The organism is Sphingomonas sp. G-3-2-10, assembly GCF_012927115.1.
Lineage (GTDB): Bacteria > Pseudomonadota > Alphaproteobacteria > Sphingomonadales > Sphingomonadaceae > Sphingomonas.
In genome coordinates, this window is the sequence record NZ_JABBFY010000001.1 from 1,780,990 (window position 1) to 1,796,104 (window position 15,115).

A 15,115-nucleotide genomic window follows, 5' to 3' on the forward strand; every position below is an offset into this window, starting at 1 on the left:
TCAACGCACCCCGAGCAATATGACCGGTCCGATCAGGCCCGATGGGCGCAGCGGTGCATCGGGGCGATAAGTCGGCGCGGCGACGAACGCGATCTTGCGCGCATCCGGCTGGGCATCGCCGATCAGGCGATTGACCCAAAGATTGGCGACGCGGACTTCGATCGTGTTGGCCCCCTTGCGCGTCGCATGGCCGATATTGAGCCGGTAGGGCGCGTGCCACGCCGTCCCGACCGGCTGGCCGTTGATCCGCACCTCCGCGACATCGCCGACCTTGCCCAGATCGAGCGCCAGCGGCGTACCTGGCTTCACGCCGCGCGGCAGCGTGAAGCTGCTCGAATAGGTCGCGACGCCGGAGAAATAGCGGATGCCCGGATCGGCGCTGGTCTCCAGCGGCGTAAGCGTCGCCATCGCCGTCGAAGCGGGCGCGCCACGGCCGGGCTGGAAGCCGACGTTCCACCTCGCCGAAAGCGTCGCCAGCGGTTCGTATCGCGTCGCCGCGATCTCGGCAGATGCCGCCACCGCAGGCTTGCGGAACACCACGAACACAGACTCCTCGGCCGCGATGTCCAGCGGCACGATCGTCCGCCCGCCCTCGATCCGGTACGATACCGGCACGCGCTTCCCGCTGTCGGCAAACCAGAGTTCGGGCGCCTTGCCGGTCACGCGGAAACTCGCATCGACCCTGGCCTCGCGATCGGCGCGGTTGCTGACGAAATAGATCTCGCCATCGTCCAGTCTGCGATGGACGAACAGCAGGTCCTGCGCACCCGCCACGTCGAAATCCGGCGCGAGACCGGTTTGCGCGATCCCCTCGGCCACGCTCTTCGCCGCGATCACCCGTCCGCCAGACCAGAGCCGGCCGACCAGCGCGTCGAATTCGGCCTTGTCATCCGCGAGGCTGGGCGAGCGCTCGGGCGCCTGCCCCACGATCTTCGCACCTGCATCCGCCAGCGCCGCGATCCGCCGGAGCACCGGCAGCGTCATCCGCCGGCTCGTCCCGCCCAGATAGAGGAAGCGATAGCGCGCGCCGCCCTTCGCGACGATCTCGCCATTCTCGACGCTCAACTGGTCCGCCAGCGCGCCCGGGCTGACATAGTCCCAGCCATAGCCCGCGGGCATGTCATCCAGTGGCGCTTGCGCGTTCAGCGCGGTGATCGGCGCTTCCTCGCCATAGAAGTAACCGATGTCGGCCACGTTGCGGCCCTGCTGGAGCAGGAAGCTGGATCGCGAGATATAGTCGATCCACGGCCGCGCCATCTCCGCCCATGTCTCGTGCCGGTTGAAATACTGGCCGAAGATGGCGAGGCTCAGGCCCGGCGCCTTGTCGTCCGCAGGCTGGTGGACCGAAGTGTGGATCACCGGCCGGTTCACGCCATGCGCGAATTCCAGATCGATCACTCGCCGCAAATCCGCCGGCGCGAAGGCCCAGGGCGAAAAGGCCGAGGTCATCGATTCCGCTGCGACGACATTCTGGCCATAGATATGCGCCACCGACGCCGCGCCGCGAATGTCGCCGATCAGCGTGGGGCGCGGCGCTTCGCCCTTGGTGAAGGTCCACATCGCCGCCATCGGCACATCGGCATGCGCGCGCATCGCCATGTCGTCGCCCAGCAGCGGGCGGCCATTCTCCAACGCTTCGCCGTAAAGCGTCAGCCCCTGTTCCTTCGCGATCCTGGCGATGGTGCCGTAATGCTCGCTGGCCAGCAGATCGGCGAGCGTGCGGCGATAGTCGTAGAGGAAGGCATCGGACTTCGCCGTCGATCCCACCACTGTCCCCGCCAGGGCCGGCAGCCACGGCACGGGATCATAGCCGCGCAATCGCCTGAACGCGTCGATCAGCTTCGGCGTCCAGTTCGCGTCGCCCACTTCGATACTGTCGGTCAGCAGCGCGCGCAGGCCCGGCGCACCCGCCGCCGCGTCGCGATACATGCCGAGATAGGTGTCGAGATAGCGACGCACGGCCTCGCCATCATATTTGTCGACTTCCAGCCCGGTCGCTTCGGGCGTGGCCGGATGGTTGGTCTTGCCGGTCAGCGAATAGCCGAAACGCACGATCCGCCAGCGCCCCTTGGGCGGCGTCCAGTCGAGCGTCCCGTCGGGGCGCAGCTTGCCGCTCAGATCGATCACGCCCGCCGGATCGATCCCCGGTGCGTCGGGCGCCTCGCCCAGCGCATAGTAATCGGCAACGGTCGAAAAGCCCGCCTTGGCTTCGAACCGGTCGATCCGCGGCTGGGCCGACAGGCTGAACTCGCCTACCCTCACCGTCGGCGAAGGCGGGCCCTTGGCGAAGATATCGATCATCACCGCGCCCGGGGCGGGGCGGGCCAGACCGACCTGCTTCGGCGCGGTGTTGGGCGCGAGCGTCACGCGGAACGCGCTGGCCTCGACCGGCGCGAACGCCACCGTGGTCGGAACGCTGGTCAGCGGGAAGATCGCCACCTTGCGCCACGCCCCCGCGACTTCGGCTTCCAGCACCGGCTGGAACTCGGGATCGCCGAACGGCGGCACGGCGTTAGGAATGAAGAAGGTCGCGCTGCGGATACTCTGCGGCTTGGCATAGCGGACGAGCAACTGGCCGGGCTGAGCGGGCGTGCCGCGCGGCACTTCGACACCGGTCTCGAACCTGCCATCGGCGATCCGGCCCGCATCGACCGTGCCCGCCGCCGTTTCGGCCACCGGAACCGCCAGCGCACCGCCCGCCGCCAGCGGATAGGCCAGCACCCGCACCTCGCCATAATGATCCGGCGCATGGGCGGAAATCTCGCCCAGCGCGGCATGGCTATCGGTGATCCCGGCATCCTGGAATGCGCCGGTCGCGCTCGGCGGCGCGGCCAGACGGATCGGCGTGCGCTGGCCGCCGTCGATCTCGGTCTCGGACCAGACCAGCTTCTTCATTGCGTCCCCGGGCTTCACCCACGGGCCACCGGTTTCGCTCCAGCCCGGCGAGGCGGCGATGGCGAATTCGAGGTCGAGCGCATGGGCGCGAGTCAGCGCGAAGGAAAAGGCTCGCTTCCATCCCGGCGTCATGAATGCCAGCCGCTCGGCGACGATCTGCGGCGCGCCGAGCGATGCGTCGAAATTCTGCACCCCGCCGATGCCGACGCGCTTCATCCAGTCGAGATCCTTCGCGATCCCATCCTCGGTGATGTTGCCGTTCAGCCAGTGCCACCACACGCGCGGCCGGGCGCTGTTCGGCGGGTTCACGAACCCCTCGAACAATGCATCGGCGGCCTGAGGCGCGGCCGTGGCCGGCGCGAGCTGCGGCGATGCCGCGGTGGTGACGAGCAATGCCGCGAACAGCGCGACTGCGAACGGAGCCCTGGATGCCACGCCGATTACTCCCTGCTTCCTACTTCGCCGGCTTCAGCAAGCCGCGTGTCTCCAGCCACAGGCGGAACTGGTCCATCACCGCCGCCGATGTCGTCCCCGGCTTGCCCACGCCAAAGCCGTGGTCGCCCTTCTCGTAATAATGCAGCTCCACCGGGCGCTTCGCCGCCTGCCACGACTGGACGAGACCAAAGCCGCGTCCCCCGAACAGCCCGTCATCGGCAGCGATCGCTACGAACAAGGGCGCGGCGTCGGCCGGGACTTCGGCGCTATTCATCGGCGGATAGATTGCGCCGGTGAAGGCCGGCCGCGCCGCCGGATCGTTGGCCAGTGTCGCCGCCAGCGCGGTCATGGCGCCGGCGGAGAAGCCGATCATGCCGATTCGATCGGGATCGATGCCCCATTCCCCCGAACGCGCGCGGATCAGCCGGATCGCGGCCTGCGCATCGGCGACGGCAGGCGGAAAATAGGCGACCGGCACATCGCCCACCGTACGCGGACGGCTCAGCAGATCGCCCATGCGCCGCCCGATCGTCGCCTGCATCTCGGGCAGCGAACGCGGCGTGGCGTCGACACGGTATTTGAGGACGAACGCCGCGATCCCGTGATCCGCCAGCCATTGCGCGACGTTCCAGCCCTCGAGCTGCATCGCCAGCATGTAATAGGCGCCACCCGGCGCCACGATCACCGCCGCGCCGGTCGCCTTCTTCGGATCGGGCAGATAGGCGGTGATCGTCGGGCGCGTGACGTTGCGGACCACCGCGTCGCCGTTGATCGACAGCCATTGCTCGGGAAGCGCGGCAGGATCCGAACCCGGCGCCACGCCGGTGTAGAGCGGGATCGCGTCCTTCTGGTCCGGCGCGGCAAGCTCGGCGAAGCGGAACGCTCCCGGCGGCGGCGCGGTCTGGCCGAACGCGGGCACGGCAAGCAGCAGCGGCAGCGCCGCCAGCACGAATTTCAGGCGCATTTCTCTCTCCTCAGAGCGCGTTGCGTTTGGCAATCGCGGCATAGACGGCGGCGCTCGGCTTGGGCGTCCGCCTGAAGGTTTTCCGGTCGACCGCGACCAGCCCGAAATGCGGGCGATAGCCGAACACCCACTCGAAATTGTCGAGCAGCGACCAGTGGACATAGCCCTTCACCGGCACGCCGTCGTCCATCGCCGCCTTGAGTTCCTTCAGCGCGGCGGGGATCAGTTCGGCGCGGATCGTGTCGTCGTCGGTGCCCACGCCATGTTCGGTGACGATCACCGGTAGCCCGGTCGCCCGATGTGCATAGCGAACCGCGCCGGCGAGCGATGGCGCATGGACTTCGCTGCCCAGGAAATTGCGCTTCGATCCCGCGGGCGCAGGCATCCGGCCGTTCGCATCGATCCGGCTGCGCTCGTAATTCTGGACGCCGATGAAATCGTCGCCCTTTGCCGCCTCCAGCCACGCGCCATAGAGATCGGCGCGGATCGCATCGCGCTTGCTGTTCGGACCGACGGCCTCCTCGTCGATGATCGCCAGCGTCACGCCGACGGGCAGGTCCGGACGCACCGCCTTGATCGCCGCCTTGCCCTGCTTGTGCCCCGCGATCATCAGCGGGAGCATCGTGTCGACATCCTCGGCATTGGCGACATTGGCCGCGCCGAATTTGGGCGTGCCGGTGACCTTCGCCGCCGCCGCCAGCATCGCGCGCTGCGCGTCGATCACCGGCGCGGGCAGTCCGACCGAGCGGAGCAGGCGCAGCAGGTTCGGCTCGTTCAGCGTCATCGCATAGCCGATCCCGCCCGCCAGATGCCGCGCGGCGCGATCGCAGAAGCGAGCGAACAGTTCGGGCGCCTGCGGGTTGGTCCAGCCTCCGGCAGCCGCGAACCAGCGCGGGCTGGTGAAATGGTTGAACGTCACCATCGGCGTCAGGCCGCGTGCATGGCAGCCGTCGATCATCGCCTTGTAGTGATCGAGCATCGCGATCGAGAAACGGCCCGGCTCGGGCTCGATCCGCGCCCATTCGAGCGAGAAGCGATAGGAATTGAGGCCGAGCGATTTCACCAGATCCAGGTCGGTCCGCCACAATTCAAAGCTGTTGACCGCGTCGCCCGAAGGTTCGGTGAAGACGGTCGGCTTGATATTCTCGAGCAGCCACAGGTCGGAATTGACGTTGTTGCCTTCGACCTGATGCCCGGCGGTCGCCGCGCCCCACAGAAATCCCTTGGGGAATTTGGCGCTGCCCTGCGTGCGGGCCAGCGCCGGCATCGCCAGCGTGGCGCCTGCGGCAACGAGCAGCGTACGGCGATCGATCGTCATTCAAAGCGCTCCGATAAAGCTGGCGATCTCGTCGGTCAGCCGCGTGTCCGCGGTGCCGATGTGACAGCCCATGCTGAAATGATTGTGCCCGCTCGCGATGTACGCGCGCGGCATCTGGCCATGCGTGTCGAGCCGGGCTGCGAGCAGCCCCAGCGTCTCGGCCTGAAAGCGCGGAGGATCGAATTCGGCGCAGGCGACGAACAGCGGCACCTCGCTGGCGACCACCGCTTCGCGCGGCATCCGCGCCGCATACATATCCGGCGCGCCGTAATAGAGCGTGTCGCGATCATCGAGCGGCGTGAAGCCGTACAGGCCCGACAGTAGCCCCACGCCCGCCAGTCCGGTGTCCCCGGCGGCAAGCCGCAGATGCGTCGCGACATGCACCGCGCCCGCCGAAGTGCCGATCGCTACGATCCGGTCAGGGTCGCCGCCATGCGCCGCCGCATTGGCCTTCAGCCAGTCGACCGCGGCGCCGACATCCTCGCCGCCGGCCGGCCAGCCGCATTCGGGCGCCAGCCGGTAATTCATCACAGCGCCCAGCATCCCCGCTCGCGCCGCCCAGCGGCCGACATTCGCGCCATAGGGATGATCGGGCGCGCATTTCTCGCCACGGATGAAACCGCCGCCATGCACCCATAGCAGCACCGGCGCGGGGCCGGACGCACCCTTCGCCCGGTACAGATCGAGCCGATGCCGCGGATGCTCGCCATAGGGCAGATCCGCTGCATCGACCGGATGCCCGGCTGCGAGCTGTTCCTGTTCGCCGCGATACAGGTCCTGCACCGCCGCCAGCACATCCGGTCCCAGCACCCGGCCCATCGCGGCGATCGCATCGCTCATCGCGCGCAGCCGATATCGAAGCTCGACAGATCGCGCGCCAGATCGACTGGCCCGAAATAGCCTAGCCGCACGCCCGCGCGCAGGCCCGGTTCGGCTTCCGACAGCGGCCCCGGCACTGCGAAATGGGTCAGCACCAGCCGCGCGACATTCGCCTTCGCCGCCAGCTTGCCGAGATCCGCTGCGGTCAGATGATGCGTGCTCAGATGCTGCGACATCTGTGCGAACATGCCCTCGGGCGCGTCCGTCCGCCGCTTGCGGATATCGGCGAGCAGCCGCTCCAGATCGATGACTTCGCTGACCAGCATGTCGCTGCCCATCGCCAGCGTTTCCACGGCGGCGCTCGGCCCGGTATCGCCGGTATAGGTGATGCTGCGCCCGCCCAGCTCGAACCGATAGCTCAGCGAAACGCCTTCGTTCTTCGCATCGCCCTCATGATCGAAATGCGAATTGGCGACCGCACGGACAGTGAGATCGCCGAGCGCGAACCTCGCGCCATCGCCAATCTCCACCACCGCGACCGAGTCCGCCGGGGACGGCGGCGGCACGCCAAGGCCGAAGCCGATCCGCGAAGGCGGCCCCATCGAAGCCACGATGCCGTCCACCACTTGCCGGGTGCCCGGCGGGCCATAGACGGTCAGCTTGCCGGGAAACTGGTTCATCCAGCGCAGCCCGATTGCCGCCGCCAGTCCGCCGCTGTGATCGAGATGCAGATGGCTGATCAGCACGGTATCGACCGCGCCCATCTGCACACCGATTTTCGCCATCTGACCGACCGTGCCGTCGCCGGTGTCGACCAGGATGTGACGATCGCCCGCCACCAGCAGGTTCGCCGGTTCCGAACGCTCCGGAGTGGGTACCGGCCCGCCGGCGGTTCCGAGGGTGATCCAGCGAAAGGCCGGGCATGCCGTCTCCGCCGCCGCCGGTACGGCGCAGGTCAGCGCCGCCGCAACGGTCAGGATCGCCCTCGAAAGCGTCACGTTCAGAACCTCCCCTCCAGCGAGACGCCGAAGGTACGCTCGGCTTCGCGGGTGCGCCAGTTGACATAGCCGCCGTCGGTGAAGGGCAGACCGATGATCGCCGAATTGAAATCGGTGCCGAACAGGTTGCGTGCGAACACGCCGATCCGCCACTTGCCGTCGGTGCTGCCGATCCCGGCGTTGAGGTTCACGATCTCGTACCCGTCCTGCTTCTGCAGCGGATCGCCGACCGCATAGGTCACGTCGCTGCGCATCGAGAGATTGGCCGACAGATCGAACGAGAGGTGATCGGTGATCGGCTGATCGAGCGCCGCGCCGACATTCAGGGTGTGCTTCGGCGCACCCGGCAGCGCTTCGCCGCCCGCCTGGTACAGCGGGGTCGCCACCGTCGATCCCGGCGCGTTGCACCGCGTCGCCGCCTGGCCGATGCGCGTCACATAGGCCGGGCACGCCGTGATGTAGTCGGTGAACTTCGCGTCCGAATAGGTGTACGACACGTTGAACGTCAGCGTCCGGACCGGGCGCAGGATCAGTTCGACTTCGAAGCCCTTGGTTTCCGCGCCGCCGGCATTCTCGGTCACGAATTCGGTACCGTTGAACACCGAAGTCTGAAGGTCGCGATACTTGTCGATGAACGCGTTGAGATTGACCGTCAGCGTGCGGTTGAGGAACTGCATCTTCGCCCCGGCGGTGAAGTCGTCCACCGTCTGCGGCGCAACGTCGCTGCGCGTGCCGGTCAGGCCCGAGAAGGTCACCGTCGGCCCCAGATAGCCGCGGGCATAGGTCGCGAAGAACAGCAGGTCGCTGGTCGGCTTGAACTCCGCGCCGAACCGGCCCGAAAGATTGGTCGCGCTCGTCTCGCCCTTCACCAGCGGCCGCGCGGTGTAGGGCACCGTGCCCGACGGCGTGAAGCCATTGGCAGGGCTCGGCGGCACGAACGGCGCCAGCGCGGTATCGACATAGCTGAAATTCTCCGCTTCCACCTTGTCGCGCGTCAGGCGAAGGCCGCCCAGCAGGCTGAAGCTGCTGCTCAGCCGGAGCCGCCCGTCGAAGAATCCGGCAAGGCTGTCGGTCTTGGTGCGGGTGACGTTGTAGCCCGCGGTGATCGAGACTTGCGGGAAGCCGTTATAGGGCTGCGCCGGACGCAGGATCGCGCTCTGCCCGTCGCCAAGGCCCGTTTCCTGCCGCGACACATACACGCCGCCCACGAACTCCACCGGACCGCCGCTCGGCGACGTCACGCGCAGTTCCTGCGAGTAGAAGCGCTTCCCCTCGCCCGTCGCCTTGGCGAAGAACTTCTGATAGGGCAGCCCGTCGATCGCGAAGGTATAGGGCGCTTCCTGCGCGACGCGATACGCGCTCACCGAGGTCAGCGTATAATCGCCCAGCGACAGGTCGAGCTGGAGCGACCCGCCATAATTCTCGACATCGAGGAAGCCCGCGCCGTCCTCGATCGACTTGTCGTTCTCCGGCCCGATCGCCACGCCCAGCGCCGCGAGGTTGACGAACGGCAGGCCCGCCACGCCGCCCGGCGCGGTCTGCGCGGGTTCGAGCCGGTTGAGCGTCCAGAGCTGTCCCGGTCCCTGCTGCTTCAGCCGCGAATAGTCGCCCATCAGATAGACCGAGAAGCTGCTGCTCGGCTCCCACAGCAATTTGGCGCGCCCGCCATAGCTGTGCTGGCCGCCCCAATCCTCGTTGCGCACCACGTTGCGGATGAATCCGTCATATTCGCGGTCGAACGCATAGACGTTGAGCGCCGCGGTCGATCCGATCGGGATGTTGACCGATCCATGCAGGTCGCGTTCGTTGAGCGAGCCATAGGATGCGAAGGCGCTGCCGCCGAACTCGCCGAGCTGCGGCCGCTTGGTGACGATGTTGATCACGCCCGACGAGGCATTCTTGCCGAACTGCGTGCCCTGCGGCCCCTTGAGCACTTCGACCCGCTCGAGATCGCCGAGCGACTGGACCGGGCTGCCGAAGCCGATGACCACATTGTCGACCACCAGGCCGACCGGCAGTTCCGACGAGCTGGTGAAGCCGCCCAGCGTGCCGACGCCGCGGACGCGGAAGCCGGAATCGTTCGGCGCAGTGCCGAACTGCACGCCCGAAAAGGTATATTGGATGTTGGTCAGGTCCTTGAAGCCGGTCGCTTCCAGCGTGTCGCCGGTGATCGCGTTCACTGCCAGCGGCACGTCCTGCAGCCGCTCGGCGCGCCGCGTCGCGGTGACGACGATCTCGCCATTGTCCTGCGTTTCGGCGGCGGCGGGCGCGGCCGGATCGGCGGCGTCCTGAGCGAAAGCGGGCGCCGCGAACATGGTCGCGATGGCCAGTGCGGACGCTCCGATGATGGTCTTCATTTTCCCTCTCCCGATTTGATTCTTGCCCCGGCCGTCTTGTGCAACCGCTTGCCATCACGGATTTCGTGACGGCTCCGACCCCTATTGGATGCCGCTCGCCCTTCTCTCTCGTCAAATAATGATTTAGGCGATAGCCATCACGTCAGCTTATGGAGCGACTATCCGATGCGCCTCGATCCCCGCCAGCTTCGCATCCTGCTGACCGTGGTGCGGGCAGGTTCGTTCAGCGCCGCAGCGCGCCAGCTCAACATGTCGCAGCCGGCGGTTTCGATGCTGATCGCGCAGCTCGAACGCGCCGTCGGAGCCCAGCTCGTCGAGCGCGGCAGACAAGGCGCGACACCCACCCAGGCAGGCCGCATCCTCACGCGCCGCGCCGAGATGATCGAAACCGTGCTCGACCTTGCGCAGAAGGAAATCGAGCTGGGCATGGCCGAGGTCGAGGGCCCGCTGATCGTCGGCGGCACCCCGGGCGCGCTGATGAGCCTGTTGCCCGGCGCGGTCAGCCTGCTCGAAGCGCGCGGCACCCGCTATGCGCTGCGCATCGTCGAAGCGACCGATGCCGAGCTGATCACCATGCTTCGCGAGCTTCGCGTCGATCTCGCGGTCGGCACCGCCGGCGTCGGCGTGGTGCCCGACGACATATTGGAGCGAGCGATCCTCTCCGACAGTTTCGTGCTGGTGATGCGCGCCGGGAACAGCTTCGACGGCGAAAGCGCGACGCTGGCCGATTTGAGCGCGCTCGAATGGGTGCTGCCCGATGTGGGCGGCGCGTTCCAGCGCCAGATCGAAGCGATGTTCCTCAGCGCCGGCGTGCCCGTTCCGCAGCGCGCGGTGCGATGCGATTCGCTGGCGACGACCAAGGAGATCATCCGCCGCTCCAACCATGTCAGCATCCTGCCCCACCGCGTCGTCGCGTCCGATATCGCCAGCGGACAGCTGCGTCAGGTCGCGCTGCGCGGCGGACCGCCGCCGCGTCTGGTCGGCGTGCGGATGCTGCGCGACCGGACCCAGATGCCGCTCGCCGATCAGCTCGTCCGGGCGATGGCCGACGCCGCGCAGGTCGAACATCCATAAGCAAAATTGATGAAATCCTCATGTATCATTATTTGACCATAGGTTCAGTTGCAGTCACCTAGTCGAACAGCGGGCCGGCAAAGCCCGCGGGGAGAGGTTATGCGGCGCATCATTCTGAAAAACGGCCGGATTTTCGACGGCAGCGGCAGTGCGTCCTTCACCGGATCGGTGCTGATCGAGGGCGATCGCATCGCCCAGGTCGGCCGCGGCAATGAAGGACTGATCGGCGCCGGCGATGCGGAAATCGTCGACTGCGCCGGTGCCACGGTGATGCCCGGCATGATCGAGGCGCACGGCCATCTCACCTGGCCGTCCTCGACCGAACGGTTCGAGCCGCGCTTCATGCTGCCGCCCGAGGAAATGATGCTCGCCGCTGCGCGCAACGGCCGCATCCTGCTCGATCACGGCTTCACCAGCGTCTTTTCCGCCGGAGCGCTCGGCGAGCGGATCGAAGTGGTGCTGCGCGACGAATTCGCCCGCGGCGCGCTGCCCGGTCCGCGCCTGCTCGCTTCCACGATAGAACGCAGCCCCGAAGGCGCCGAGGGGATCGAAACCGGCAAGAAGCTCTCGATCGGCGAAGGTCCGGAGGCGATGCGCGCCTTCGTCACGCGCTGCCACGAACTCGGCATCGATACGGTCAAGCTGGTGCTATCGGGCGAGGACCAGCTTCTGCCCGGCAGTTCGCAGCACATCCTGTATCACGAGGACGAAGTGACGGCCGCGTGCGAAACCGCACACAAGCTCGGCATGCGCGTCGCCGCGCACACCCAGGCGGCCGAAGCGGTCAAGATCGCGCTCCGTTCGGGCGTCGATATCCTCTATCACTGCACCCATGCCGATGCCGAAGCGCTCGACATGCTCGCCGCGCACAAGGATCGCATCTTCATGGCCCCGGCGGTCGGCGTTCTCGTCGGCACGATGGAAGCGACCCCGCCGCCGCATATCGACATGTCGTCGATGAAGGCGTTCGCGGCCCCGGCGATCGAAATGTCGCAGGCGCTGGTGCCCGAACTGAAGCGGCGCGGCGTCCGCGTGCTGCCCGGCGGCGACTATGGCTTCCCGTTCAATCCGAACGGCGCCAACGCCCGCGATCTCCAGCATTTCGTCGATCTCTACGGCTATACGCCCGCCGAGGCACTGTCGGCCGCGACGATGCTGGGCGGGCAGATCATGGGCATGGGCGGCGAGCTGGGACTGGTCCGGCCGGGCTATATCGCCGACCTGCTGATCGTCGATGGCGATCCCACCGCGAACGTCGCGATCCTTCAGGACAAGGCCAATCTGCGCGGGATCATGCAGGCGGGCAGTTTCTACAAGACGCCCGCGCCCGTCGCTTCCTGCTTCGGCGTCGCCTGAACCGGCTGCCCAATCGTGACCGACATGTACGATATCGCGATCATCGGCTGCGGCCCGGTCGGCGCGTTCGCCGCTCACCTGCTGGGCAAGGCGGGGCTGCGCACGCTCGTCCTCGAACGCGAGGCCGTGCCCTATCCCCTGCCCCGCGCGGTGCATCTCGATCATGAGATGATGCGGCTGTTCGCCGATGCCGGCCTGCTCGACGCGGTCGAACCGCTGATGTTCGCCGCCGATGGCCATATCCATATCGGCGCCGACGGGGGCGTGATCCGCTATCTCGGATCCGCCGGGCACGCGCGCCCCTTCACCTTCGCCAACGACTATTTCTTCTACCAGCCCGAGCTGGAAGATGCGCTGCGCGGCGCACTCGCTCGCTATCCGCATGTCGAGCTCCGGCTGGGTGCGGGGCTTGAAACCCTGTCGCAGGACGATTCCGGCGCAACGCTTCGCCTGACTTCGGGCGAGGAACTGCGTGCCCGCTACGTCATCGGCTGCGACGGCGCGCGCAGCACGGTGCGCAAGGCGCTTGGCGTCGCGCTGGACGATCTCGATTTCGAGGAACCCTGGCTCGTCGTCGATGCCGAAGTCGACGGGCCGGTCCGCTTCCCCGCGTTCCCCGGCGTGCCGCAGGGCGCCGACCTTCAGCGGCTGTCGGTGATGCTGTGCGATCCGCAACGCCCGGCGACGATCGTGCCCGGCCGCGGCAATCACCGGCGCTGGGAATTCATGCTGCTGCCCGGTGAGGACGATCAGGCGATGATGGCGCCGGATCGTGTCGCGGCGCTGGTCGAACCGTGGCTGACCGGCACGCCGCACCGTATCGTCCGCGCCGCCACCTATCGCTTCCACGGCCTTGTCGCGGAACGGTGGCAGGTCGGCCGCGTGTTCCTTGCCGGAGACGCCGCGCACCAGACCCCGCCCTTTTTCGGGCAGGGCATGTGCCACGGCCTGCGCGATGTCGCCAATCTCGGCTGGAAGCTCGCGCTGGTGCTCGGCGGCAAGGCCGCGCCAGCGCTGCTGGAAACCTATCAGCCCGAACGCGATCCGCATGTCCGCGCGGTGATCGGCGCGGCGGTCGATGCCGGGCGCTATATCTGCGAACTCGATCCGGATCTCGCCGCCGATCGCGACCGCCGCCTGCGCGCCGCCACCGGGCCGCGCACCGCTGCGGACCTGATCCCGCCGATCGCGGCGGGCGTGGTCGAGCGAGGCGCGGGCGAGCGTTTCCTGCAGCCGACGCTGGAAATGGCGAATGGCGAACCGGTCCGGCTCGACGCACTGTCGGGCGGCGGCTGGACGCTGGTGACAAGGGGCGATGTGCCGCTCACCGACGAAGCGGCTGCGGTCTGGCAGTCGCTCGGCGGCGCCGTCATCGCCATCGGAAGCGATGCACACGACTCGGAAGGCCATCTCGCCGGCTGGTTCGCGGATCACGGGGCCGTCGCCGCGATCCTCCGCCCCGATTTCTACAGCTACGCCGCCCCCGCCAGCGCCGCGGAACTCTCCGCCGCTATCCTGCGGCTCGGCAGCGCGCTTCACCTCACGCGGCTGCGTCAGGCAGCCTGACGGAGACCGATATGCTCACCCTCGCCGCCGCCTCGACCATCGTCGACACCGCGCTAACCCATGCCCGCAATGCCGGGCTCAATCCGCTCGCGGTGGTCGTGCTCGATGCCGGCGCACATCTGATCGCCGCCAAGCGCGAGGACGGCGCCAGCCTGTTCCGCATCCAGATCGCCACCGGCAAGGCCACCGGCGCGCTCGGCATGGGCTATGGCACGCGCGAACTGGCGAAGCGCGCGGCGGGCGCGCCGACCTTCTACAGCGGGCTGATGGCACTGACCGGCGAGGTCATCCCCTCCCCCGGCGGGGTGCTGATCCGCGACGCGGAAGGAGCGCTGCTCGGCGCGGTGGGGATCAGCGGCGATACGGGCGATGCCGACGAAGCCGCGGCGCTGGCTGGCATCGCCGCCGCCGGGCTTTCGGCGCAACCGGCGGATTGAGGACCAGCATCATGATCAGGCTCCGCAGCATCGAACTCGAATTCCCGAAGGTCCGCGAGGCGGCCGGCTTTCTCATCGGCACCTGGGGCCTCGCCCCCGCCGAGGCGCGCGATGGCGCGATCTATCTGCGCGGCTCGGGCGACCTACCCTATCTGGTCGGCCTGTTCGAAGCCCCTGCGGAGCGTGTCCGCTCGGTCACCTTCCTGTGCGACGGCGACGATATTGCGGCGCTTGAGACGCGCATCGCCGGGAGCGGTCGGCCGATGCGCCGTGTGGTCAGCAGCGACCCCGGCGGCGGCGAAGGGATCGAAGTCGAGCTGCCCGAAGGCGAGGTCTTCCGCTTCCTCGCCGGAACCACGCTCGTCGCGCCGATCGAGGGCCGCGACCTGCCGTACAAGCTGACCCATGTCGTGCTGAGCTCGACCGATGCCGAACTGTCCGGCGACTTCGCCGAAGCGGTGCTGGGCTTCAAGGTTTCGGACCGGACGAAGGGCATGGTCTTCGTGCGCTGCAACCCGTCGCACCATTCGATCGCCTTCGCTCGCGCGGGCTATTCCTCGCTCAATCATATCGCGTTCGAGATGGCCGATATCGACGGCGTGATGCGCGGGATCGGGCGAATGCGCGACGCGGGCGCCGATCCGGTCTGGGGGCCGGGCCGCCACGGGCCCGGCGACAATGTCTTCGCCTATTTCATCGCTCCGTTCGGCGCGGTGATCGAATTCTCGACCGCCACCAATCTGGTCGGCGACGATTATCCCACCGGCACGCCCGACGACTGGACCTGGCCGGAAAACCGCATCGATCAATGGGGCATTTCGAACAAGGACGTCGCGACGATCACCGCGGCCGAGAAGCGCTTCCGCTTCGCCCGCGACTGGTAGCATAAGGAAAGA

Annotated in this window: 11 protein-coding genes; 5 read left to right on the forward strand and 6 right to left on the reverse strand. The window is 67.7% G+C overall.

All coding sequences use genetic code 11. The annotated features are described in order from the left end of the window. From HHL13_RS08815 to HHL13_RS08840, 6 genes are read right to left on the reverse strand one after another with little or no spacing between them, the layout of a single operon-like run. On the reverse strand, window positions 1-3,330 hold the full coding sequence (locus tag HHL13_RS08815) for a glycosyl hydrolase (protein ID WP_346775525.1): 3,330 nt from the start codon (window positions 3,328-3,330) through the stop codon (window positions 1-3). A 19-nt stretch (window positions 3,331-3,349) separates the two neighbouring features. Then, on the reverse strand, window positions 3,350-4,294 hold the full coding sequence (locus tag HHL13_RS08820) for an alpha/beta hydrolase (protein WP_240953660.1): 945 nt from the start codon (window positions 4,292-4,294) through the stop codon (window positions 3,350-3,352). Between the two features lie 10 nt (window positions 4,295-4,304). After that, the gene (locus HHL13_RS08825) at window positions 4,305-5,612 is read right to left on the reverse strand and encodes a family 1 glycosylhydrolase (protein ID WP_169555314.1); all 1,308 of its coding nucleotides are present in this window, start codon (window positions 5,610-5,612) and stop codon (window positions 4,305-4,307) included. Beyond that, window positions 5,613-6,452 carry an alpha/beta hydrolase gene (locus tag HHL13_RS08830; RefSeq protein WP_240953661.1) on the reverse strand — a complete coding sequence of 280 codons (840 nt, stop codon included), beginning with the start codon at window positions 6,450-6,452 and terminating at the stop codon, window positions 5,613-5,615. Continuing rightward, window positions 6,449-7,429: an MBL fold metallo-hydrolase gene (locus HHL13_RS08835; RefSeq protein WP_346775526.1), complete on the reverse strand. Its 981-nt coding sequence runs from the start codon at window positions 7,427-7,429 to the stop codon at window positions 6,449-6,451. Before HHL13_RS08835 ends, HHL13_RS08830 begins: the two co-directional genes overlap by 4 nt. 2 nt (window positions 7,430-7,431) lie before the next feature. Further along, the gene (locus tag HHL13_RS08840; protein ID WP_169555315.1) at window positions 7,432-9,786 is read right to left on the reverse strand and encodes a TonB-dependent receptor; all 2,355 of its coding nucleotides are present in this window, start codon (window positions 9,784-9,786) and stop codon (window positions 7,432-7,434) included. A gap of 165 nt (window positions 9,787-9,951) precedes the next feature. Between HHL13_RS08840 and HHL13_RS08845 the strand changes: the two genes are divergently transcribed. From HHL13_RS08845 to HHL13_RS08865, 5 genes are all read left to right on the forward strand, one after another. Then, window positions 9,952-10,860: a LysR family transcriptional regulator gene (locus HHL13_RS08845; RefSeq protein WP_169555316.1), complete on the forward strand. Its 909-nt coding sequence runs from the start codon at window positions 9,952-9,954 to the stop codon at window positions 10,858-10,860. Window positions 10,861-10,959: 99 nt separating this feature from the next. Next, on the forward strand, window positions 10,960-12,216 hold the full coding sequence (locus HHL13_RS08850) for an amidohydrolase family protein (protein ID WP_169555317.1): 1,257 nt from the start codon (window positions 10,960-10,962) through the stop codon (window positions 12,214-12,216). Window positions 12,217-12,240: 24 nt separating this feature from the next. Then, window positions 12,241-13,782 carry a bifunctional 3-(3-hydroxy-phenyl)propionate/3-hydroxycinnamic acid hydroxylase gene (locus tag HHL13_RS08855; RefSeq protein ID WP_169556861.1) on the forward strand — a complete coding sequence of 514 codons (1,542 nt, stop codon included), beginning with the start codon at window positions 12,241-12,243 and terminating at the stop codon, window positions 13,780-13,782. Window positions 13,783-13,793: 11 nt separating this feature from the next. Beyond that, window positions 13,794-14,219 carry a heme-binding protein gene (locus HHL13_RS08860; RefSeq protein WP_169555318.1) on the forward strand — a complete coding sequence of 142 codons (426 nt, stop codon included), beginning with the start codon at window positions 13,794-13,796 and terminating at the stop codon, window positions 14,217-14,219. A 14-nt stretch (window positions 14,220-14,233) separates the two neighbouring features. Beyond that, window positions 14,234-15,103: a VOC family protein gene (locus HHL13_RS08865; protein ID WP_169556862.1), complete on the forward strand. Its 870-nt coding sequence runs from the start codon at window positions 14,234-14,236 to the stop codon at window positions 15,101-15,103. Window positions 15,104-15,115 lie beyond the last annotated feature (12 nt).